The organism is Streptomyces sp. 184 (assembly GCF_045781775.1).
Lineage (GTDB): Bacteria > Actinomycetota > Actinomycetes > Streptomycetales > Streptomycetaceae > Streptomyces.
The window spans coordinates 5,354,409-5,375,931 of the sequence record NZ_CP123230.1 but is presented as its reverse complement, the minus strand read 5'-3'; the positions used below and the strand labels follow the sequence as shown (position 1 = coordinate 5,375,931).

The 21,523-nt window shown below is 74.9% G+C and carries 17 protein-coding genes; 16 read left to right on the top strand and 1 reads right to left on the bottom strand.

Going from position 1 to position 21,523, the window contains the following annotated elements; translation table 11 throughout:
• Positions 1–34 precede the first annotated feature (34 nt).
• From QBL21_RS22730 to QBL21_RS22695, 8 genes are all read left to right on the top strand, one after another.
• Positions 35–1,084, top strand: coding sequence for a FecCD family ABC transporter permease (locus QBL21_RS22730; RefSeq protein WP_407566520.1), 1,050 nt, complete (start codon positions 35–37; stop codon positions 1,082–1,084).
• The gene (locus QBL21_RS22725; protein WP_407564066.1) at positions 1,081–2,118 is read left to right on the top strand and encodes a FecCD family ABC transporter permease; all 1,038 of its coding nucleotides are present in this window, start codon (positions 1,081–1,083) and stop codon (positions 2,116–2,118) included. The genes QBL21_RS22730 and QBL21_RS22725 overlap by 4 nt, the downstream gene beginning before the upstream one ends.
• On the top strand, positions 2,115–2,957 hold the full coding sequence (locus QBL21_RS22720; RefSeq protein WP_407564065.1) for an ABC transporter ATP-binding protein: 843 nt from the start codon (positions 2,115–2,117) through the stop codon (positions 2,955–2,957). The genes QBL21_RS22725 and QBL21_RS22720 overlap by 4 nt, the downstream gene beginning before the upstream one ends.
• A 38-nt stretch (positions 2,958–2,995) precedes the next feature.
• Positions 2,996–3,649: a hypothetical protein gene (locus QBL21_RS22715; protein ID WP_407564064.1), complete on the top strand. Its 654-nt coding sequence runs from the start codon at positions 2,996–2,998 to the stop codon at positions 3,647–3,649.
• Entirely contained in the window at positions 3,646–4,461 is an 816-nt protein-coding gene (locus tag QBL21_RS22710) for a TlyA family RNA methyltransferase (protein WP_407564063.1), read from the top strand. The genes QBL21_RS22715 and QBL21_RS22710 overlap by 4 nt, the downstream gene beginning before the upstream one ends.
• Entirely contained in the window at positions 4,458–5,351 is an 894-nt protein-coding gene (locus QBL21_RS22705) for an NAD kinase (RefSeq protein ID WP_407564062.1), read from the top strand. The genes QBL21_RS22710 and QBL21_RS22705 overlap by 4 nt, the downstream gene beginning before the upstream one ends.
• A gap of 146 nt (positions 5,352–5,497) precedes the next feature.
• Positions 5,498–7,273 carry a DNA repair protein RecN gene (gene recN, locus QBL21_RS22700; protein WP_407566519.1) on the top strand — a complete coding sequence of 592 codons (1,776 nt, stop codon included), beginning with the start codon at positions 5,498–5,500 and terminating at the stop codon, positions 7,271–7,273.
• Positions 7,274–7,609: 336 nt separating this feature from the next.
• Positions 7,610–8,758 (top strand): glycosyltransferase family 4 protein, encoded by a 1,149-nt coding sequence (locus QBL21_RS22695; RefSeq protein ID WP_407564061.1) that lies wholly within the window; start codon positions 7,610–7,612, stop codon positions 8,756–8,758.
• A 73-nt stretch (positions 8,759–8,831) separates the two neighbouring features.
• Here the strand turns inward: QBL21_RS22695 and QBL21_RS22690 are convergent, their stop codons facing one another.
• Positions 8,832–10,637, bottom strand: coding sequence for a glycoside hydrolase family 15 protein (locus tag QBL21_RS22690; protein WP_407564060.1), 1,806 nt, complete (start codon positions 10,635–10,637; stop codon positions 8,832–8,834).
• A gap of 271 nt (positions 10,638–10,908) precedes the next feature.
• Between QBL21_RS22690 and QBL21_RS22685 the strand changes: the two genes are divergently transcribed.
• The 8 genes from QBL21_RS22685 (at position 10,909) to scpB (ending at position 21,510) form a co-directional block, all read left to right on the top strand.
• Positions 10,909–12,675 carry a CTP synthase gene (locus QBL21_RS22685; protein ID WP_407564059.1) on the top strand — a complete coding sequence of 589 codons (1,767 nt, stop codon included), beginning with the start codon at positions 10,909–10,911 and terminating at the stop codon, positions 12,673–12,675.
• On the top strand, positions 12,675–13,307 hold the full coding sequence (locus QBL21_RS22680; RefSeq protein WP_407564058.1) for an NUDIX domain-containing protein: 633 nt from the start codon (positions 12,675–12,677) through the stop codon (positions 13,305–13,307). Before QBL21_RS22685 ends, QBL21_RS22680 begins: the two co-directional genes overlap by 1 nt.
• A gap of 117 nt (positions 13,308–13,424) precedes the next feature.
• Positions 13,425–15,857 (top strand): tetratricopeptide repeat protein, encoded by a 2,433-nt coding sequence (locus QBL21_RS22675; protein WP_407564057.1) that lies wholly within the window; start codon positions 13,425–13,427, stop codon positions 15,855–15,857.
• A 139-nt stretch (positions 15,858–15,996) separates the two neighbouring features.
• Positions 15,997–17,112: an alanine dehydrogenase gene (gene ald, locus QBL21_RS22670; protein WP_407564056.1), complete on the top strand. Its 1,116-nt coding sequence runs from the start codon at positions 15,997–15,999 to the stop codon at positions 17,110–17,112.
• Between the two features lie 267 nt (positions 17,113–17,379).
• Entirely contained in the window at positions 17,380–18,564 is a 1,185-nt protein-coding gene (locus QBL21_RS22665; protein ID WP_407564055.1) for a ParA family protein, read from the top strand.
• Positions 18,561–19,295, top strand: coding sequence for a hypothetical protein (locus QBL21_RS22660; RefSeq protein WP_407566518.1), 735 nt, complete (start codon positions 18,561–18,563; stop codon positions 19,293–19,295). Before QBL21_RS22665 ends, QBL21_RS22660 begins: the two co-directional genes overlap by 4 nt.
• A 119-nt stretch (positions 19,296–19,414) precedes the next feature.
• On the top strand, positions 19,415–20,818 hold the full coding sequence (locus tag QBL21_RS22655) for a segregation/condensation protein A (RefSeq protein WP_407564054.1): 1,404 nt from the start codon (positions 19,415–19,417) through the stop codon (positions 20,816–20,818).
• Positions 20,815–21,510 (top strand): SMC-Scp complex subunit ScpB, encoded by a 696-nt coding sequence (scpB, locus tag QBL21_RS22650; protein ID WP_407564053.1) that lies wholly within the window; start codon positions 20,815–20,817, stop codon positions 21,508–21,510. The genes QBL21_RS22655 and scpB overlap by 4 nt, the downstream gene beginning before the upstream one ends.
• Positions 21,511–21,523 lie beyond the last annotated feature (13 nt).

Sequence of the window (21,523 nt, the reverse complement as noted above, 5' to 3'; positions counted from 1 at the left end):
CCGTATGATCAGGGTAGGCTAACCTAACTGGGTGTTGGTCGACGCCGCTCCCCGTACGGACTCCGCAATCAAGGACGCCCCGCCGCGCCGCCGGTGGTTCTCGCCGCGCGCCGCCGGACTGGTCGCCTCCGTGGCCGCGCTGCTGCTCGTCTGCGTGGCGAGCATCGCCATCGGCGCCAAGCCCATCCCGCTGGACCAGGTCTGGCACGGCCTCTTCGGCTACGACGGCAGCGACACCGACGTCGTCATCCGCGACATGCGCGTCCCGCGCACCGTCCTCGGCCTCCTCGTCGGCGCCGCGCTCGGCCTGTCCGGTGCCGTGATGCAGGCCCTCACCCGCAACCCCCTCGCCGAACCCGGTCTCCTCGGCATCAACGCCGGCGCCTCCGCCGCCGTCGTCAGCGCCATCAGCTTCTTCGGCATCACCTCCGTCGCCGGCTACGTCTGGTTCGCGTTCGCCGGCGCCGCCGCCGTCTCCGTCGTCGTCTACGCCCTCGGCGGCAGCCGCAGCGCCACGCCCGTGCGCCTCGCGCTCGCCGGGACCGCCGCCACCGCCGCGCTCTTCGGCTACGTACGCGCCGTCGAGCTGACGGACACCGCGGCGCTGGACAAGATGCGCTTCTGGACCACCGGTTCGCTCGCCTCCGCCAACATGACCACCATCCGGCAGGTGCTGCCGTTCCTCGCCGTCGGCATCGTCCTCGCGCTGCTGCTGGCGCGCCCGCTGAACGCCATGGCCATGGGCGACGACACCGCCCGCGCCCTCGGCGCGAACCTCGCGCGGACCCGCGTGACCGCCATGCTCGCCGTCACGCTGCTGTGCGGCGCCGCGACCGCCGCCTGCGGCCCCATCGTCTTCGTCGGGCTGATGATCCCGCACATGGTGCGCGCCGTGACCGGGCCCGACATGCGCTGGATCCTGCCGTACGCGGCCGTCCTCGCGCCCGTGCTGCTGCTCGGCGCCGACGTGCTCGGCCGGGTGCTGGCCCGGCCCGCGGAGGTACAGGTCGGGATCGTCACCGTGATCCTCGGCGGACCGGTGTTCATCCATCTCGTACGACGCCGGAGGATGGCGAAGCTGTGAGAACGCTCAACGTACGCGGCACGAAGGGCGATCTGTCGGTCCGCCTCGACCTGCGTGCCCTGCTCGTCTGCCTGCTGCTCACCGCCGCCGCGCTGGCCGCCGCCGTGGTCCTCGTCGGCACCGGCGACTTCCCCATCTCCTTCGGCGATGTGGTGCGCACGCTGCTCGGCGGCGGCGAGCCCGGGCAGGAGTTCATCGTCCGGGAACTGCGGCTGCCGCGGGTGCTGGTGGGACTGCTCGTCGGCGCGGCGCTGGGGCTGGCCGGGGCCGTGTTCCAGGCCATCTCCCGCAACCCGCTGGGCAGCCCGGACGTCCTGGGCATCTCGCACGGCTCCGCGGTGGGCGCGCTGGTGGTCATCGTGCTCTTCAAGGGCGGCTCGGAGGCGGTCGCGCTCGGCGCCGTCGCGGGCGGGATCGCCACCGGCGTGGCGATCTACGTGCTCGCCTGGCAGCGGGGCGTGGCCGGCTACCGGCTCGTCCTCGTCGGCATCGGCGCCGCCGCCATCCTCACCGGCGTCATCAACTACCTCCTCACCAAGGCCGACCTGGTCGACGCCGCCCGCGCCACCCTGTGGATCACCGGCTCGCTCGGCGGGCGCGACTGGACGCACGTGTGGCCGCTGGCCGCGGTCTGCGCGGTGCTGGTGCCGCTCGTGCTGGCCTGCGGCCGGCCGTTGCGGATGATGGAGATGGGCGACGACACGGCGTACGCGCTGGGCGTGCCCGTCGAGAAGGTACGGCTCGTGGTGCTGCTGGCCGCCGTGCTGCTCACCGCCGCCGCCACCGCCGCCGCGGGGCCGGTCGCCTTCGTCGCCCTCACCGCGCCCCAGCTCGCCCGCCGGCTGACCCGCGCGCCCGGCCCCAACCTGGTGCCCGCCGCGCTCATGGGCGCCACGCTGCTGGTCGTCGCCGACTGGGGGGCGCAGCGCGCCTTCGGTGCCGACCAGGTGCCCGTGGGCGTCGTCACCGGCGTGCTCGGCGGCGTCTACCTCCTCTGGCTGCTCGCCGCGGAACGACGGGCGGGCCGGATATGAAAGACCGTACGCCGAACAGGAGTCCCGCAGTGAGCCGTCTCGCCGCCGAGAACGTCACCCTCGCCTACGACAGCAGGGTCGTCGCCGAGCACCTGTCGGTGACGGTGCCCGACTCCTCGTTCACCGTCGTCGTCGGGCCCAACGCCTGCGGCAAGTCGACGCTGCTGCGGGCGCTGGCGCGGATGCTGAAGCCGAGCACCGGCGCGGTGCTGCTGGACGGCGACGCGATCGGCACGCTGCCGGCGCGCAAGGTGGCGCGGATACTCGGGCTGCTGCCGCAGTCGTCCGTGGCGCCCGACGGCATCACCGTCGCCGACCTCGTCGCCCGCGGGCGCTACCCGCACCAGGGGCTGCTGCGGCAGTGGTCGCGGGAGGACGAGCGGGTCGTCCAGGAGTCCATGGCCGCCACCGGGGTGGTGGAGCTGGCGGACCGCTATGTCGACGAACTGTCCGGCGGGCAGCGGCAGCGGGTGTGGATCGCGATGGCGCTGGCGCAGCAGACGCCGCTGCTGCTGCTCGACGAGCCGACGACGTACCTCGACATCCAGCACCAGATCGAGGTCCTCGACCTGTGCGCAGAACTCCACGAGACCCAGGGCCGCACACTTGTCGCCGTGCTGCACGACCTCAACCACGCCGCGCGCTACGCCACGCACCTGATCGCCATGCGCGAGGGGCGGATCGTGGCGGAGGGGCATCCGAACGAGATCGTCGACGCCGAGCTGGTCGAGGACGTCTTCGGGCTCAAGTGCCAGGTGATAGACGACCCGGAGACCGGCACGCCGCTGGTCGTCCCGGCGGCGCGCAAGGCGCGGGCGGCGGCGGCCGGCTGGGTCTGACCGGGGTCCTGTCAGTGGTTCGGGGTACGGTCTGTGGCATGAGCGAGCCGACGCCGATGCCCGCAGCGGAGCCCGAGACCGCGACCCTGCCGCCGTACGTGCGGCAGCCGGCGCCGCGGTGGCCGGAGCCGGGCGCGGGGGGCGCGGCGGAGCCGGGCGGCGGGGCCGTAGCGGAACGGGGCCACGGGGCCGTAGTGGAACCGGGCTTCGGGGGCGGGGCAGAGACCGCCGGCGGGCCCGCGGCGCCTGCCGCGACGGAACCGGAACCGGCACCGGAGGCCCGGCCGGAACCGGTGCCCGAGCCGGAGCCCGTGCCCGAACCGGCCGAGGCCGGGCCGGTGCCGCTCGGCGTCGGGCGCACCCCCACCGGCAACGCCGGCGTCGACGCCGCGCTCGACCGCCTCGCCGACGCCGACGAGCTGCCGACCGGCAGCCACCTGGAGGTCTACGAGGACGCCCACGCCCGGATGCGCGAGGCCCTGGAGGACCTGGACCGCGCCGAGGGGCCGTCCCCGCCCGCCCCCGCGCCGGGCGGCGCCCCGGCCGCGGCCCCCGCGCACGCGCCCGGGAGCCCCGCGCCGTACGGGCAGGGCCACGCCCGCCCCGCGCCGCCCGGCCCCCCGCCGCCCGCGCCCTACGGCCACACCCCGCCCCGCCCCGGCGCACACCCGTACCGCCCGGGGAACCCGTGAGCGGTGCTCGGCGGCGCCGGCTCGACGCCGAGCTGGTGAGCCGCGAGCTGGCCCGCTCCCGCGAGCACGCCGGGCGCCTCATCGCCGCCGGCCGGGTCACCGTCGGCGGCCTGGTCGCCAGCAAGCCCGCCACCCAGGTCGCGACGTCCGCCGCCGTCGTCGTCGTCCCCGACGACGCCGACCCCGACTACGTCTCCCGCGGCGGCCACAAGCTCGCCGGCGCGCTGGCCGCGTTCGGGCCCCGCGGGCTGCGCGTCGAAGGCCGGCGCGCCCTGGACGCCGGCGCCTCCACCGGCGGCTTCACCGACGTGCTGCTGCGCGCCGGCGCCGCCCACGTCGTCGCCGCGGACGTCGGCTACGGCCAGCTCGCCTGGAAGCTCCAGAGCGACGACCGGGTCACCGTCCGGGACCGTACGAACGTCCGCGAGCTGACGCTCGACCACCTCGACGGCACCCCCGCAGAACTCGTCGTCGGCGACCTGTCGTTCATCCCGCTCGGGCTCGTGCTGCCCGCGCTGGTGCGCTGCGCCACGCCCGACGCGGACCTCGTGCTGATGGTCAAGCCGCAGTTCGAGGTCGGCAAGGAGCGCCTGGGCAGCGGCGGCGTGGTGCGCAGCGCGGAGCTGCGCGCCGAGGCCGTGCGCGGTGTCGCCGGGCAGGGGGCGGCGCTCGGGCTCGGGGTGCTCGGGGTGGCGGCCAGCCCGCTGCCCGGGCCGAAGGGAAACGTCGAGTATTTTCTGTGGCTGCGCGCCGGGGCGCCCGCGCTGGACCCGGCGGACGTGGCACGTGCCGTGGCGGAGGGGCCTCCATGACAGACCGCACCGTGTTCCTGCTCGCGCATACCGGCCGGCCGGCGGCGATCCGCAGCGCCGAGCTGGTCGTACGCGGCCTGCTGCGCTCCGGCGTCGGCGTGCGCGTGCTCGCCGGCGAGGCCGCCGACCTGCCGCTGCCGCCGGAGGCGGAGCTGGTGGACGCGGGCCCCGGGGTGATGGACGACTGCGAGCTGCTGATCGTGCTCGGCGGTGACGGCACGCTGCTGCGCGGCGCCGCCTTCGCCCGTCGCTCCGGGGTGCCGATGCTCGGCGTCAACCTCGGCCGCGTCGGCTTCCTCGCCGAGGCCGAGCGGGACGACCTGGACAAGGTCGTGGACCGCGTGGTGACCAAGGAGTACGAGGTCGAGGAGCGGATGACGCTCGACGTCCTCGTACGCAACGAGGGCCGGACCGTGCACGCCGACTGGGCGCTCAACGAGGCGTCGGTGGAGAAGGCCGCCCGCGAGCGGATGCTGGAGGTCGTCACCGAGGTCGACGGCCGGCCCGTCTCGCGGTTCGGCTGCGACGGCGTCGTCTGCGCGACGCCGACCGGATCGACCGCGTACGCCTTCTCGGCCGGCGGGCCCGTCGTCTGGCCCGAGGTGGAGGCGCTGCTGATGGTGCCGATCAGCGCGCACGCGCTGTTCGCCAAGCCGCTGGTGACGTCCCCGGACTCCATCCTGGCGGTGGAGGTGCAGCCGACGAACCAGCACGGCGTGCTGTGGTGCGACGGCAGCCGCACCGTCGACCTGCCGGCCGGCGCGCGCGTCGAGGTGCGCCGCGGCGCGGTGCCGGTGCGGCTGGCGCGGCTGCACCACGCCTCGTTCACCGACCGGCTGGTGGCCAAGTTCGCGCTGCCGGTGGCGGGCTGGCGGGGCGCGCCGAACTGACGCGCGGCCCGTCCCACGCACGGTCCTTCCGCCCGCCGCCGCGGCCCGGTGCCGGGCGCCCGGCACCGGCTCCCGGCGGCCGGTGATCAGGACGCCCCTCGCAACCCGGTGCCGGAACCTCGTATGGTCGTACCGTGTTGGAGGAGATGCGGATCCAGTCCCTGGGCGTCATCGACGACGCGGTCGTCGAGCTGTCGCCCGGCTTCACGGCCGTGACGGGCGAGACCGGCGCCGGCAAGACCATGGTCGTCACCAGCCTCGGGCTGCTGCTCGGCGGTCGCGCGGACGCGGCGCTCGTACGGATCGGCGCCAAGTCCGCCGTCGTGGAGGGCAGGGTCGCCGTACCCGAGGGCTCGCCCGCCGCGGTGCGGGCCGAGGACGCGGGCGCGGAGCTGGACGACGGCGCCCTGCTCATCAGCCGTACGGTCTCGGCCGAAGGCCGCTCGCGGGCGCACCTGGGCGGCCGCGGCGTGCCCGTGGGGCTCCTCGGCGAGCTGGCGGACGACCTGGTCGCGGTGCACGGGCAGACCGACCAGCAGGGGTTGCTGAAGCCCGCGCGGCAGCGGCAGGCGCTCGACCGGTACGCGGGCGACGCGGTCGCCGCGCCGCTGGCCAAGTACTCGGCGGCGTACCGCAGGCTGCGCGCCGTCAGCGCCGAGCTGGACGAGATCACCACCCGGGCGCGTGAGCGGTTGCAGGAGGCGGATCTGCTGCGCTTCGGCCTGGAGGAGGTCTCCGGCGCCGAGCCGCGGGCCGGCGAGGACGTCGAGCTGGCCGCCGAGGCCGAGCGGCTCGGCCACGCCGAGGCCCTGGCCGCCGCCTCCGCCGCCGCACACGCCGCGCTCGCGGGCGATCCCGCCGACCCCGAGGCCGTGGACGCCGGCACGCTCGTCGCGGGCGCACAGCGCGCCCTGACGGCCGTACGGGCCCACGACCCGGCGCTCGCCGGGCTCGCCGACCGGCTCACCGAGGTCGGCATCCTCCTCGGCGACGTGGCGCAGGAGCTGGCGGCGTACGGCGACGGCATCGACGCGGACCCGCTGCGGCTGGCCGTCGTGGAGGAGCGCCGCTCGGTGCTCACCCACCTGACCCGCAAGTACGGCCACGAGCCCGCCGCCACCGCCGGCGGCGAAGGAGCACCCGGCGACGGCAGCGTCTCCGCCGTCCTCGCCTGGGCCGAGGCGGGCGCCGCCCGGCTCGCCGAACTGGACGGCGACGACGACCGCATCGAGGAGCTGACCGCCGAGCGCGACGCGCTCCGCGGCGAGCTGGCGCAGCTCGCGGAGGCGCTGACCGAGGCGCGCGGGGACGCCGCGGAACGCTTCGGCGCCGCCGTCACCGACGAGCTGACCGAGCTGGCGATGCCGCACGCGCGGGTGACGGTCGACCTGCGCCGCACCGAGGTCGCCGAGGACGCCGACGGGCTGGAGATCGGCGGCCGCAACGTCGCCTACGGGCCCACGGGCGTGGACGAGGCCGAACTGCTGCTCGCCCCGCACCCCGGCGCCCCGCCGCGGCCGATCGCCAAGGGCGCCTCGGGCGGCGAGCTGTCGCGCGTGATGCTGGCGGTCGAGGTGGTCTTCGCCGGCTCCGACCCCGTGCCGACGTACCTCTTCGACGAGGTCGACGCGGGCGTCGGCGGCAAGGCCGCCGTCGAGGTGGGCCGCCGCCTCGCCCGGCTGGCGCGCGGCGCGCAGGTCGTCGTGGTGACCCACCTGCCGCAGGTCGCGGCCTTCGCCGACCGCCAGTTGCTGGTGGAGAAGACCAGCGACGGCTCGGTCACCCGCAGCGGCGTCACCGTCCTGGACGGCGAGGCGCGGGTGCGGGAGCTGTCCCGCATGCTGGCGGGCCAGGAGGACTCCCAGACCGCCCGCGCGCACGCGGAGGAGCTGCTCGCGGCGGCCCGCGCCGGGGCGGAGTAGCCGCGCGGTGTGACGGCGGCGTGTGACGGCGGCGTGTGACGGGGGCCACGCGCGGGGCGGGACACCGCGTGTGGGCCGAACGGGTGTCGTGGGGCAACCCGGCCCGATCGCGGTGCGTCTACCGAAGTGGTCGGCCCGCTGGACCGCGGTGTCCGCCCCCGTTTGCGCACCGTCCCGGTGCGCGACGGGCGTGCGGGGCATCGCCCGGAAGGGTGGTGCATGTCTGACCTGTACGCCCGTACAGAGCGGTTGACGGCGCCGAGCCGGGCCCGGCGACTCCCCGGGAGTGGCATCCTGGGCAGGCCCTGCGACGCCACGGACAGGAGTTCCGGCCCAGTGAGCAGCACCCCCGCACCGCCCCACGGCCCCACCGCGCTGCACGCCGTGCAGCTCGTCGGCCGTGGCGAGGCCGGCAGCGGCGTCCATGTGCGCTCGCTGGCGGCCGGGTTGGTGGCCCGGGGCATCCGGGTCACGGTGGTCGCGACCCCCGCCACCGCCGAGCGCTACGGATTCGCCGCCGCCGGCGCGAACGTCGCCCGGCTGCCCGAGCGCGGCGGGCTGGCCACCGCGCCGCTGTGCACGGCAACCGCCCTGCGTGCGGCGTGCGCGGGCGCCGACCTCGTACACGCGCACGGCCTCCAGTGCGGGCTGATGGCGTGCTCGACGATCCTCGGCCAGCGCCGGCCGCTGGTCTTCACCTGGCACACGAGGAACCACCCGGACGGGGTACGGGGCCGGATGGTGCCCCTCCTCGAACGGCGGGTGTCCCGCTCGGCCCGCGTCGTCCTCGGCGCCACCACCGATCTCGTCGACGGCGCCCGCCGCCGCGGCGCGCGCGACGCCCGGCTCGCGCCGATCGCCGTCCCCGCGCCCCGGCAGCCGCACCCGGGCGGCGCCGGCGCCGCGCTGCGCCGGCAGCAGGTGCGCGCCGAACTCGGCGCCCTGGACCGGCCCCTGGTGCTCACCGCCGCCCCGCTCGCCTCCTACGGCGCGCACGACCCGCTGCTCGAAGCCGCCCGCATGTGGCGGGCGCTGCCGGAGCGCCCGCTGCTCGCCGTCGCCGGCGAGGGCCCGGGGCGCGGGCGGCTCCAGCGCCGTATCGATGCCGAGAAGCTGCCCGTACGGCTCCTGGGCAGCCGCGACGACCTGCCGCGGCTGCTGGCCGCCGCGGACGTCGCGGTGCTCTCCAGCCCGTGGGAGGCGCGCCCGGTGCTGGCCCAGGAGGCGCTGCACGCGGGCGCCCCGCTGGTGGCCACCGCGGTCGGCGGGGTCCCGGAACTCGTCGGCGAGGCGGCGGAACTCGTGCCGTACGGGGACTCCCGCGCGCTCGCCGACGCGGTGACCGGCCTGCTCCACGACCCGGCGCGGCGCGCGAACCTCTCGGCCGCGGGCCGCGCGCAGGCGAGCACCTGGCCGACGGAGGACGACACCGTCACCCAGGTCCTGTCGATCTACGACGAGCTGATGACGTACAGCCACTCGTGACGGCCCGCGCGGCTCCGGCGGCGCATCGGAGCACCCGGCACCGCCGCCGCGCCCCCACGCGCCCCCCGCGGAGCTACCCGTACGCTCCCGACGCGCTCAGCCGCAGCGCCGTGTCGATCAGCGGCACGTGGCTGAACGCCTGCGGGAAGTTGCCCACTTGGCGCTGGAGCCGCGGGTCCCACTCCTCCGCGAGCAGCCCCAGGTCGTTCCGCAGCGCCAGCAGCTTCTCGAAGAGCTGCCGCGCCTCCTGCACCCGGCCGATCATCGCCAGGTCGTCCGCCATCCAGAACGAGCAGGCCAGGAACGCCCCTTCGTCGCCCGGCAGCCCGTCGCTGCCCGTCTCGTCGCCCGCGGTCGGATAGCGGCGGATGAAGCCGTCGGGGGTGCCCAGCTCGCGCTGGATGGCCTCGATGGTGCCGATGACGCGCTTGTCGTCCGGCGGCAGGAAGCCGACCTGCGGGATGAGCAGCAGCGAGGCGTCCAGCTCCTTCGAGCCGTACGACTGCGTGAAGGTGTTGCGCTGCCGGTCGTAGCCCTTCTCGCAGACGTCGCGGTGGATGTCGTCGCGCAGCCGCTGCCAGCGCTCCAGCGGGCCGTCGGCCTCGCCCGACTCGATGAGCTTGATCGTGCGGTCGACGGCGACCCAGGTCATCACCTTGGAGTGCACGAAGTGCCGCCGCGGGCCGCGCACCTCCCACAGCCCCTCGTCGGGGCGGTCCCAGTTCTCCTCGACCCAGCGGATCATCTTCAGTTGCAGCAGCGAGGCGTAGTCGTTGCGGGTGAGGCCCGTCATGTGCGCGAGGTGCAGCGCCTCGACGACCTCGCCGTAGACGTCGAGCTGCAACTGCCCCGCCGCGCCGTTGCCGGCGCGCACCGGGCGGGATTGCTCGTACCCCGGCAGCCAGTCCAGCTCCGACTCGCCCAGCTCGCGCTCGCCGGCGATGCCGTACATGATCTGGAGGTTCTCCGGGTCGCCCGCGACGGCGCGCAGCAGCCACTCGCGCCAGGCGCGCGCCTCCTCGTGGTAGCCGGTGCGCAGCAGGGACGACAGGGTGATGGCGGCGTCACGCAGCCACGTGAAGCGGTAGTCCCAGTTGCGCACGCCGCCGATGTCCTCGGGCAGCGAGGTGGTGGGCGCGGCGACGATGCCGCCGGTGGGCTCGTACGTCAGGGCCTTGAGCGTGATCAGCGAGCGGATCACGGCGTGCCGGTAGGGGCCGTGGTACGTACACTGCTCGGTCCACTCCTGCCAGAAGTCCTCGGTGGCGGTGAGCGCCGCCTCGGGGTCGGCGGGCTGCGGCGGCTCGCGGTGCGAGGGCTGCCAGCTGATCGTGAACGCGAGCCGGTCGCCGGGGCCGACGGTGAAGTCGGAGTACGTCGTGAGGTCGCGGCCGTACGTCGGCACCGGGGCGTCGAGCCACACCGAGTCCGGCCCGGCGACGCCGACGGTGCGGCCGTCGTCGGTCTGGTGGACCCAGGGCACGATGCGGCCGTAGGAGAAGCGCATGCGCAGCGCGGAGCGCATCGGCACCCGGCCCGTGACACCCTCCACGATGCGGATGAGCTGCGGCGCGGCGCCGTCGCGCGGGGGCATGAAGTCGATCAGCCGGACCGTGCCGCGCGGGGTGTCCCACTCGGACTCCAGCACCAGCGAGTCGCCCCGGTAGCGCCGCCGGGTGGCGGAGGGCGGGCCGGACTCCGGGGCGTACGCGGGACCGAGGCGCCAGAAGCCGTGCTCCTCGGTCCCGAGTAGGGCGGCGAACACCGCATGGGAGTCGAACCGGGGCAGGCAGAGCCAGTCGGCCGTGCCGTCGCGACGGACGAGCGCGGCCGTCTGCATGTCGCCCAGAAGTGCGTAGTCCTCGATCCGCCCGGCCACGTGCCTCTCCAGCTAGAAGTGCGTTCCGCAGAGGATAGAGCCTTCGCGTGCGCGCGTGCGCCACGGTCGCGGATTCCTCCTGGTCCGATCGGGTTGGGCGGATGGACAGCGGTTGGCCGCGGGCGGTGACCAGGGGATCCCTGATACCCTGGTAGCCCGTGGAGCGGAGGGCCGGCCGGGCATGTGGCGGCGGCGCTTGCCGAGCGACCCACCTCGATCTGGGGCACCCCGCCACGCACCTCGTCAGCGACCACGGGAGCCCCTCTTGGCCATGCCATCCACGACGTCAAAGCACATCTTCGTCACGGGAGGCGTCGCCTCCTCGCTCGGCAAGGGGCTCACCGCCTCCAGCCTCGGTGCGCTGCTCAAGGCGCGCGGGCTGCGAGTCACCATGCAGAAGCTCGATCCGTATCTGAACGTCGACCCCGGCACGATGAACCCGTTCCAGCACGGTGAGGTCTTCGTCACCAACGACGGCGCGGAGACCGATCTGGACATCGGGCACTACGAGCGCTTCCTCGACGTCGACCTCGACGGCTCGGCGAACGTCACCACCGGCCAGGTCTACTCCACGGTGATCGCCAAGGAGCGCCGCGGCGAGTACCTGGGCGACACGGTCCAGGTGATCCCGCACATCACCAACGAGATCAAGTCCCGTATCCGGCGCATGGCGTCCGACGACGTGGACGTGGTGATCACGGAAGTCGGCGGCACCGTCGGCGACATCGAGTCGCTGCCGTTCCTGGAGGCCGTCCGCCAGGTGCGGCACGAGGTCGGCCGCGACAACGTCTTCGTCGTGCACATCTCGCTGCTGCCGTACATCGGCCCGTCCGGCGAGCTGAAGACCAAGCCGACGCAGCACTCGGTCGCCGCGCTGCGCAGCATCGGCATCCAGCCCGACGCGATCGTGCTGCGCGCGGACCGCGAGGTGCCGGCGGCGATCAAGCGGAAGATCTCGCTGATGTGCGACGTCGACGAGGCCGCCGTCGTCGCCGCCATCGACGCCAAGTCGATCTACGACATCCCCAAGGTGCTGCACGCGGAGGGCCTGGACGCGTACGTCGTCCGCAAGCTGGACCTGCCGTTCCGGGACGTGGACTGGACCGAGTGGGACGACCTGCTGCGGCGCGTGCACCAGCCGGCGCACGAGGTGACGATCGCGCTGGTCGGCAAGTACATCGACCTGCCCGACGCCTATCTGTCGGTCACCGAGGCGATCCGCGCCGGCGGCTTCGCCAACAACGCCCGCGCCAAGATCAAATGGGTCACGTCCGACGACTGCCGCACCCCGCAGGGCGCCCGCAAGCACCTCGCGGACGTGGACGGCATCGTCATCCCCGGCGGCTTCGGGGAGCGCGGCGTGGAGGGCAAGATCGGCGCGATCACGTACGCCAGGGAGAACCGCGTGCCGCTGCTCGGCATCTGTCTCGGCCTGCACTGCATCGTCATCGAGGCGGCGCGGAACCTCGCGGGCATCGCGGGCGCCAACTCCACGGAGTTCGACCAGGCCGCGACCGACCCGGTGATCTCCACCATGGAGGAGCAGCTCGACATCGTCGCGGGCGAGGGCGACATGGGCGGCACGATGCGCCTGGGCCTCTACCCGGCCAAGCTGGCGGAGGGCTCGGTGGTACGCGAGGCGTACGCGGACCAGCCCTACGTCGAGGAGCGCCACCGGCACCGCTACGAGGTCAACAACTCCTACCGCAGCGAGCTGGAGAAGAAGGCGGGACTCGCCTTCTCCGGCACCTCCCCGGACAACAAGCTCGTGGAGTACGTGGAGTACCCGCGCGAGGTGCACCCGTACCTGGTCTCCACCCAGGCCCACCCCGAGCTGCGCTCGCGCCCGACCCGGCCGCACCCGCTGTTCGCCGGGCTGCTCAAGGCCGCCGTCGCCGGGCAGGAGCGGGCGAGGCACGAGGGCGCGGGGCACACGGGAGCGGATCAGCAGGGCCCCGTACGGCAGCAGGCCGGGCCGCAGGGCGCGCGCGCCGGTGCGCAGCATCCGGTGACCGTCGTGCGCGAGGGGGGCAAGTGATGGCGGAGCAGTTGCGGGACACCGCGGCCGAGTGGGAGGTCGTCGCCTCCGAGGTGCCGTTCAAGGGCGCCAAGACGGCCGTGCGCACCGACGACGTGGTGATGCCGGACGGCACCGTCGCCCGCCGCGACTACCAGGTCCACCCCGGCTCGGTCGCGGTCCTCGCCCTGGACGACGAGGACCGCGTGCTGGTCCTCAACCAGTACCGCCACCCCGTACGGCACAAGCTCTGGGAGATCCCCGCCGGGCTCCTCGACGTGCCCGGCGAGAACCCGCTGAGCGCCGCCCAGCGGGAGCTGTACGAGGAGGCGCACGTCAGGGCCGACGACTGGCGCGTGCTGGTCGACGTCTACACCACGCCCGGCGGCTGCGACGAGGCCGTGCGCGTCTTCCTCGCCCGCGGCGTGGCCGAGGCCGAGGGCGAGCGCTTCGCCGCCGAGGGCGAGGAGCTGGACCTCACGATCGACCGCGTCCCGGTGGCCGATCTGCTGCGCGGCGTCCTCGCCGGTGACCTGCACAACAACTGCCTCATGCTGGGCGTGCTGGCGCTCCAGGCCGCCCGCGCGGGCGGCGGTCTCGACGCGCTGCGCCCGGCGAACGCCCCCTGGCCGGCCCGCCCGTTCACGCCCTGAGCGACCCGGTGGGGGGCCGCCGGGCGGTTGATCCGATGCGGTGATTTTCGTTCCGGCGTTCGGCCATGTGCCGTCACGTGACCCGACCTTCACGCTGGGTGAATTACGCTCACCGGCGTGACGGAACAGGCCGCCCCCCACCGGTTCGTCGGCAGGACCCGCGAGCTCGACGCGCTGCGCGCCGACATCGCGCGCGCCGGGCTCGACACCCTCGCCGGCCGCCCCGCCCCGCGCAGCCGCGTGCTGCTCATCGCCGGGCGGCCGGGCTCCGGGCGCAGCGCGCTCGCCGCCGAGCTGGCCCGCGACGTCGCGGGCGACTACCCCGGCGGCGTGCACACCGCGCGGCTCTCCGGCCCCGGCGGCGAGGCGGTGCCGCTGGAGCGGGCCGTACGCGACCTGCTCGACGCCCTCGGCGTGCCGCCGGTCGCCGGCGCGGGCCCGGAGCACCTGGCCGGGGAACTGCGCGCCGCGCTGGCCGAGCGCTCGGCGCTGCTCGTCCTGGACGACGTCACCGCCCCCGAGCAGCTTCTCGAACTGGTCCCCGAGTCGCGTGACTGCCTCGTCGTCGCCGTTGCCGAGGGCCCGCTGAAGGGCGTCCCGGACGTACGGCCGTGCACCCTGGGCGGGCTGGAGCCCGCGGCGGCGCTGGCGCTGGTCGCCTCGTACGCCGGTGAGACGCGGATCGCCTGCGACCCCGAGGCCACGCACGTGCTGGCCGAGGAGTGCGCAGGCCACCCCGCGGCGCTGGTGCTCGCCGGCGGCTGGCTCGCCGGGCACCCGCAGGCGTGCGTCGCCGACGCCGTACGGGAGCTGCGCCGCAAGGGCGACAGCACCGAGGGGTCCGCCGGGCGGCCGTCCGGGCCGAAGGCGCTGGCGCGGGCGTTCCGGCTCGTATACGAAGCGCTGCCGCCGCAGGTCGCGCACTTGCTGCGGCTGCTGCCGCTGGCGCCCGCCGGGCTCGTCGACGCCCACTCCGCCTCCGCGCTGGCCGGCTGCACGGTCGCCGCGGCCCGCACCACGCTCGCGGACTGCGCCCGCCAGGGGCTGCTGCGTCGCGTGCCGCAGCCCCGGCCGGAAGCGGAAGGCGAGGAGGAGCCGGAGCAGGAGAGCCTGACGCAGTACGAGGTGCCCGGCTGTCTCCAGCCGCTGCTGCGCGGGGTGCTGGAAGCCGGCGCGGCGGACGAGGAGGTGCTGCTCGCCCGGGCCCGGATGCTGGAGCGGTACGTACGCCTGCTCCAGTCCTGCCGGGCCGTGACCGAACCCGCCGGCTCCGCGGTGCACGCCCGGCTCGCCGGGCTGCCGCGGGCGCTGCGCTTCCCGTCGCCGGAGGCCGCCGCCGCGTGGCTGCGCAGCCGGCTGCCGTCGCTGCTGGCCGGGGCCCGGATGGCGGTCGCCGACGGGGAGCTGGACACCCTGGCGCGGCGGCTGGTGGCCGCGCTGTCGCGGGCGCTGGGGGCGCACCGGGGCGAGGCGGACGCCGCGCCCGAGCAGTACCGGCTGCACGAGCTGGTGCTGGGCGTCGCCGAGCGGCGCGGGCTGGTGTGGGAGCAGGCGGCGGCGCTGCTCAACCTCGGCGACCTGGACCTGCGCGCGGAGCGGCCCGGAGAGGCGCTCGGCCGGTACCAGGGGGCGCTGGCGGCGGCGCGCGAGGCGCGCGACCCGCAGCCGGTGGGGCGGGCGCTGGAGTCCGTCGGGGCGGCGTACCAGGAGCTACGGGACTGGGGCCGGGCGGCGGACTGGTTCGGGCGGGCGCTGGCGCTGCGGCAGACGCGCGGCGAGCTGGCGGACGAGGCGCGGCTGCGGGCCCGGCTGGGCGCGGTGCACACGTACGCCGGGGCCTGGGGCTGGGCGCTGCGCGAGTGGCGCGGGGCGGTGGCCGCGCACCGCAGGCTCGGGGACGTCGGCGGGCAGGCGCGGGCGCTGGGCGAGGTGGCGCGGGTGCAGATGTACGCGGGGTACCCGCGGGAGGCCATCAGGACGTGCACCCGCGCGATGGACATGGCCCGGCTCTTGGGTGACACGGCGCTGCGGGCGGCGGTGCAGCTCCGGCTGGCGGACCTCGTCGACGGCGTCGGCGACCCGGGAGCCGCGGAGCTGCACCGGGCGGCGGCGGAGCGGCTGGCCGAGCAGGTCCCGGAGGCGGCCGAGGGGCCTGTCGTCGTGCCCGTGGCGGAGCCGGAAGCGGAACCCCGGGCGGAGGGCGCGGCGGCCGGGCCGGACCTCGCGCGCGAGCCGGACGCGGAGCCCGCGTCCGAGCCGCTCGCGAAGCCCGTGTCGGAGCCCGTTTCGGAGCCCGTGCCCGAGCCCGTACCGGTGCCGGAGCGCACGGCCGACGCGGCACCGGGCGGGGCCGGGGAGCGCGCCCCCGAGGGCGCCTCCGAGGACGTCGGCGAGGCGGCCCCGGAGGCCGTTCCGGACGATCCGGCAGAGCCCGTTCTCCAGCCCGTCGAGGTCGCCGCGGAGGCCGTCGCCGACGAGGGCCGGCAGGGCGCGTCCGGGGAGGGCCCGAAGGCCGGGCCGGCTCCCCGACCGGCCGCCGCCGACCTGTGAATCCATCGACACATCGCAGAAATCTGTCTGTTTCAAAGGCTGGACTCAGAGGATCCCTTCATTAAGAATGGCCAAGCCGCGGCGGACACCCCGACCGGGGCCTGACGAGATCCCCTCACCCCAAGGACCGTGATCCATCGTGAAGGTCGGCATTCCACGCGAGGTCAAGAACAACGAGTTCCGGGTGGCCATCACACCCGCCGGAGTGCACGAGCTGGTCCGCCACCGCCACGAAGTCGTCGTGGAGCAGGGCGCGGGACTCGGCTCGTCCCTCACCGACGAGGAGTTCGTCGCGGCCGGCGCGCAGATCCTGCCCACGGCCGACGACGTGTGGGCCGCCGCGGACATGGTGCTGAAGGTCAAGGAGCCGATCGCGGAGGAGTACCACCGGCTCCGCAAGGGCCAGGTGCTCTTCACCTACCTCCACCTCGCGGCCTCCCGCGCCTGCACCGACGCGCTGCTGGACTCCGGCGCCACCGCCATCGCGTACGAGACGGTGGAGACCGCGGACAGGCAACTGCCGCTGCTCGCCCCGATGTCGGAGGTCGCCGGCCGGCTCGCGCCGCAGGTCGGCGCGTACCACCTGATGCGCTCGCAGGGCGGTCGCGGCGTGCTGCCGGGCGGCGTGCCCGGGGTGGCGCCGGGCCAGGCGGTCGTGATCGGCGGCGGTGTCTCCGGCTGGAACGCCACGCAGATCGCCGTCGGCATGGGCTTCCACGTCACGCTGCTCGACACCGACGTGCGCAAGCTGCGCGAGGCGGACAAGGTCTTCGGTACGAAGGTACGCACCCTCGTGTCCAACTCCTACGTCCTCGGACAGGCCGTCCTGGACGCCGACCTGGTGGTCGGCGCCGTGCTCATCCCGGGCGCGAAGGCGCCCAAGCTCGTCGACAACGAACTGGTGTCGCGGATGAAGCCGGGAAGTGTTCTTGTCGACATTGCGATCGACCAGGGCGGCTGCTTCGCCGATTCGCGTCCGACGACGCATGCGGAGCCGACGTTCCGGGTGCACGACTCGGTCTTCTACTGCGTCGCCAACATGCCCGGCGCGGTGCCCAACACGTCCACGTACGCCCTGACCAACGCCACCCTGCCGTACGTCGTCAGGCTCGCGGACCTCGGCTGGCGGGCGGCGCTGCGCGGCGATCCCGCGCTCGCGCTCGGCCTCAACACCCACGAAGGGCAGGTCGTTTACGGTCCCGTGGCGGAGGCGCACGGTCTTCCGGCAGCCGAACTCGCGCGCGTACTGGGCTGATTTCGCGCAGGTGCGCGGCACATCGACCACATCGGCGACACCGTCAACTCCGCATCACCGGCCGAACCTTGTCACCAGGGGTTCGGCCGGCCGCCGTGCCGCCGCGCGGGGCGCCCGAAGTGGCGTTCCGCACCCGACACATCGTGCTCTGTCTGCGGGATTGTGTTGCTGAGGGACCCCGACACGCCATAGAGTCGCCAATCGTCGGCATGGTGCCACGCTGACCAATCGAGAAGTGCCCTGGTCACCAAGGAGGTAGGACGACTTGTGAATGAGTCGACATTTGCTCCCGGGGGTGGTCGTCCAGGCACGCCTGCGCGGAACCACGGATCCTCGGGGGTGGAGGCGCCTGTCGGCTCCGTCGCCGTCCACACCTTCTCGGCACACGCACACCAGGGCGGAAACGTATACCAGAGCATGGACGGTCATCACGTGAACGCCATGACCGGCAGCCAGAGCGGCGGCGAGGACAGCACACGCCTCGCCGCATCCGCCACCTCCGACTTCGAGGACCTGTCAGAAGGTCACTTCTACGATCCGGACGCGGACTACGAGCCGGATCCCGAGTACGCCGCGACGCTCGCCCCGGACGCAGCCCGGCAGCGCCGGGAGCGCATCGGTCCCACGGGCCGCCCGCTGCCGTACTTCCCCATCCCGGGCCCGGTCACCGACCACGGCCCGGCGAAGGTCATCGCCATGTGCAACCAGAAGGGCGGCGTCGGCAAGACCACGTCCGCCATCAACCTGGGCGCGGCGCTGGCCGAGTACGGACGCCGCGTGCTGCTCGTGGACTTCGACCCGCAGGGCGCGCTCTCCGTCGGCCTCGGGGTCAACCCGATGGAGCTGGACCTCACCGTCTACAACCTGCTCATGGAGCGGGGCATGTCGGCCGACGAGGTGCTGCTCAAGACGGCCGTGCCCAACATGGACCTGCTGCCCAGCAACATCGATCTGTCCGCCGCCGAAGTGCAGTTGGTGAGCGAGGTGGCGCGGGAGCAGACGCTCCAGCGCGCGCTGAAGCCGCTGCTGCCCGAGTACGACTACGTCGTCATCGACTGCCAGCCGTCGCTCGGTCTGCTCACGGTCAACGCGCTGACCGCGGCGCACAAGGTGATCGTGCCGCTGGAGTGCGAGTTCTTCGCGCTGCGCGGCGTCGCGCTGCTCACCGAGACGATCGAGAAGGTCCAGGAGCGGCTCAACCCCGACCTGGAGCTGGACGGCATCCTCGCCACGATGTACGACTCGCGGACGGTGCACAGCCGCGAGGTGCTGGCGCGCGTCGTCGAGGCTTTCGACGAGCACGTCTACCACACGGTCATCGGGCGCACGGTCCGCTTCCCCGAGACCACCGTGGCCGGCGAGCCCATCACCTCGTACGCCTCCAATTCCGTGGGCGCGGCCGCCTACCGCCAGCTCGCCAGGGAGGTGCTCGCCCGGTGCCACGCCGAGTGAGCCTGCCCGGGGCCGACGAGCTTTTCCGCACCACCGGGGGGACCGCGCTCCAGTCGTCCACGCCGCAGCAGGACCGGCAGCGGGCCAACGGCGAGGCACCCGGCGGCAGTACGCGCGTCCCGGGGCCGAGCCGGGAGGGCGACTCGGAGACCGCGGCCGCCGGTGCGGACGCGGAGTCCGGCGACGCCGAGGAGGCGGGCGCGGAGGATCCGGGCGACTCCGGCGGTACGGGCGACGGCGCGCGGGGCGTGCGCACGGGCGCGGGCGGCAAGGCCGGCCCGGCGGCTCCGGCGGGCGGCAAGCGCACCGCGGGCGGCCCCGCGGCCCGGCGGGACCCCGAGGCGACGGAGCACGGCGGCCGGGAGGCGAACGCGGAGACCGCCACCGGCGGGCGGACCCGGCAGGGCGAGCGGGAGCCGGCCGGCCAGGCGCGTACGAAGTCCGCGCGGCAGAGCGGCGGTTCGGCCGCGGCGGCCCAGCCCAGACGCGGCCGCGGACGCAGCGCGGCGCGGCGGCCCAGCGGCCGGGAGCGCCACGACGAGAAGATCACCGTCTACGTCTCCGCCGAGGAGCTGATGGACCTGGAGCACGCCCGGCTCGTGCTCCGCGGCGACCACGGCCTGGCCGTGGACCGCGGCCGGATCGTCCGCGAGGCCGTCGCGGTGGTGCTGGCCGACCTGGAGTCCCGCGGGGACGCGAGCATCCTCGTACGCCGCCTGCGCGGCCGCTGACACCCGCTCCCGTACGTCCGGGCCGCCGTCTGCCGCGCGGCCCCGTACCGGAAGACCGTGCCGCCGCCCCGCCGGTCGGCAACCCGGCGTGAACCGCTCCGAGCGATACGCTGCGAGCGATGGACGACAGGCACCACGACGACCCGCAGCGCCCCGCGCCCACCGCCCGGCGCTCCCTCGGCCGCGGCCCCGGGGTCGCCGCGACGCCCACCAAGCCCGCTCCGCGGCCCGCCGACCCGGATCCGGTGCGCGAGCCGTACCCCGAGCCCATGCCGCTGCCGCAGCCGGATCCGGCGCCCGTCCCCGGCCCGGCGGAGCCGCCGCTGCCCATCCCGGGCCCCGCCCCGCGCCCCGGCGAGCCGAGCCCCGCGCCGGCCCCGCCGGAACCCGACCCGGGGCCGCTGCCCGACCCCGAGCCGGAGACCGAGCCCGCCCCGGCGGGCCCCGGTGGCGCGGACCCCGCCGAGGAGCCCGGCGCGGACCCCGCCGAGGAGCCCGGCGAGGAGCCCCCCGGGCCAGGCCCCGTGCCCGACCGCAAGCCCGGCCCCGTACCCGGTCCGGAGCCCGGCCCGGCGACCGGCGGGGACGCCGCCCCCGCCGGCGAACCCGACGACGAGCCCGCCGGCGAACCCGACGACGGTGCCTTCCGGGTCCGGCTCGCCAACTTCGAGGGCCCCTTCGACCTCCTCCTCCAGCTCATCTCCAAGCACAAGCTGGACGTGACCGAGGTCTCCCTGCACCGCGTCACCGACGACTTCATGGTCCACATCCGCGCCATGGGCCCCGACTGGGACCTCGACCAGACCACCGAGTTCCTCGTCGTCGCCGCCACCCTCCTCGACCTCAAGGCCGCCCGCCTGCTGCCCGCCGCCGAGGTCGAGGACGAGGAGGACCTCGCGCTGCTGGAGGCCCGCGACCTGCTGTTCGCGCGCCTGTTGCAGTACCGCGCGTACAAGGAGATAGCGGGCATCTTCCACCGCCGGCTGGAGGAGGAGTCGCAGCTCCACCCCCGTACCGTCGGGCTGGAGCCGCACCACGCGGAGCTGCTGCCCGAGGTGGTCATCAGCATCGGCCCCGAGGGCTTCGCCCGGCTCGCGGTCAAGGCGATGCAGCCCAAGCCCGTGCCCCAGGTCTACGTCGACCACATCCACGCCCCGCTCGTCAGCGTCCAGGAACAGGCACAGGTCGTCGTCTCCCGGCTGCGCGAGCACGGCTCCGCCAGCTTCCAGGACCTGATCGCCGACGCCCCCGACCCGCTGACCGTCGTCGCCCGGTTCCTGGCGCTGCTGGAGCTGTACCGGGAGAAGGTCGTGGCGCTCGACCAGGAAGGCGCGCTGGAGCCGCTGACGGTGCGGTGGACGGGACGGGAGGATGCGGTGCCGGTGGTGACCGACGAGTTCGACACGGCGCCCGGCGACGCGGACGCCGCCGCGGCCGACGGCGCCGGCCAGGACCGGGTCGAGGCCGGCGCCAACGACCAGGCCGACGACGAGGTCGAGGACGAGGGCGAGGACGAGCGATGAGCGACGCAGTGACGGACGCGGCGGGTGTGCCGGAGGGGACGGACACGGAACCGCGGCCTGAGGAGACGCAGGAAGAGGAGGCGCCGAAAGAGGCGACGGAGGCGAGCCCCACCGCCGAGCTCCCGCTGCGCCCCGCCCTCGAAGCCGTCCTCATGGTCGTCGACGAGCCCGTCACCCCCGAGCACCTGGCCAAGGTCCTCGACCGCCGCCCCCGCGAGATCGCCGACGCCCTGCACGAGCTGTCCGACGAGTACACCGTCCAGGGCCGCGGCTTCGACCTGCGCCACGTCGCCGGCGGCTGGCGCTTCTACACCCGCGCCGCCTACGCGCCCGCCGTCGAGGGCTTCGTACTCGACGGCCAGCAGGCCCGGCTCACCCAGGCCGCGCTGGAGACCCTCGCGGTCGTCGCGTACCGTCAGCCGGTCTCCCGCTCGCGCGTCTCCGCGGTCCGCGGCGTCAACTGCGACGGTGTCATGCGCACGCTCCTTCAGCGCGGGCTTATCGAGGAGGCGGGCACGGAGGACGGAACAGGTGCGATCCTGTACAGGACGACGAACTACTTCCTGGAGCGGATGGGCCTGCGCGGTCTGGACGAGCTCCCCGAGCTGGCCCCGTTCCTACCGGACGCGGACGCGGTGGAGGGCGAGTCCCAGGAGGGTGTCCCGTCGTTCGACGTGGATGACGAGACCTGACCAACCCAACGGA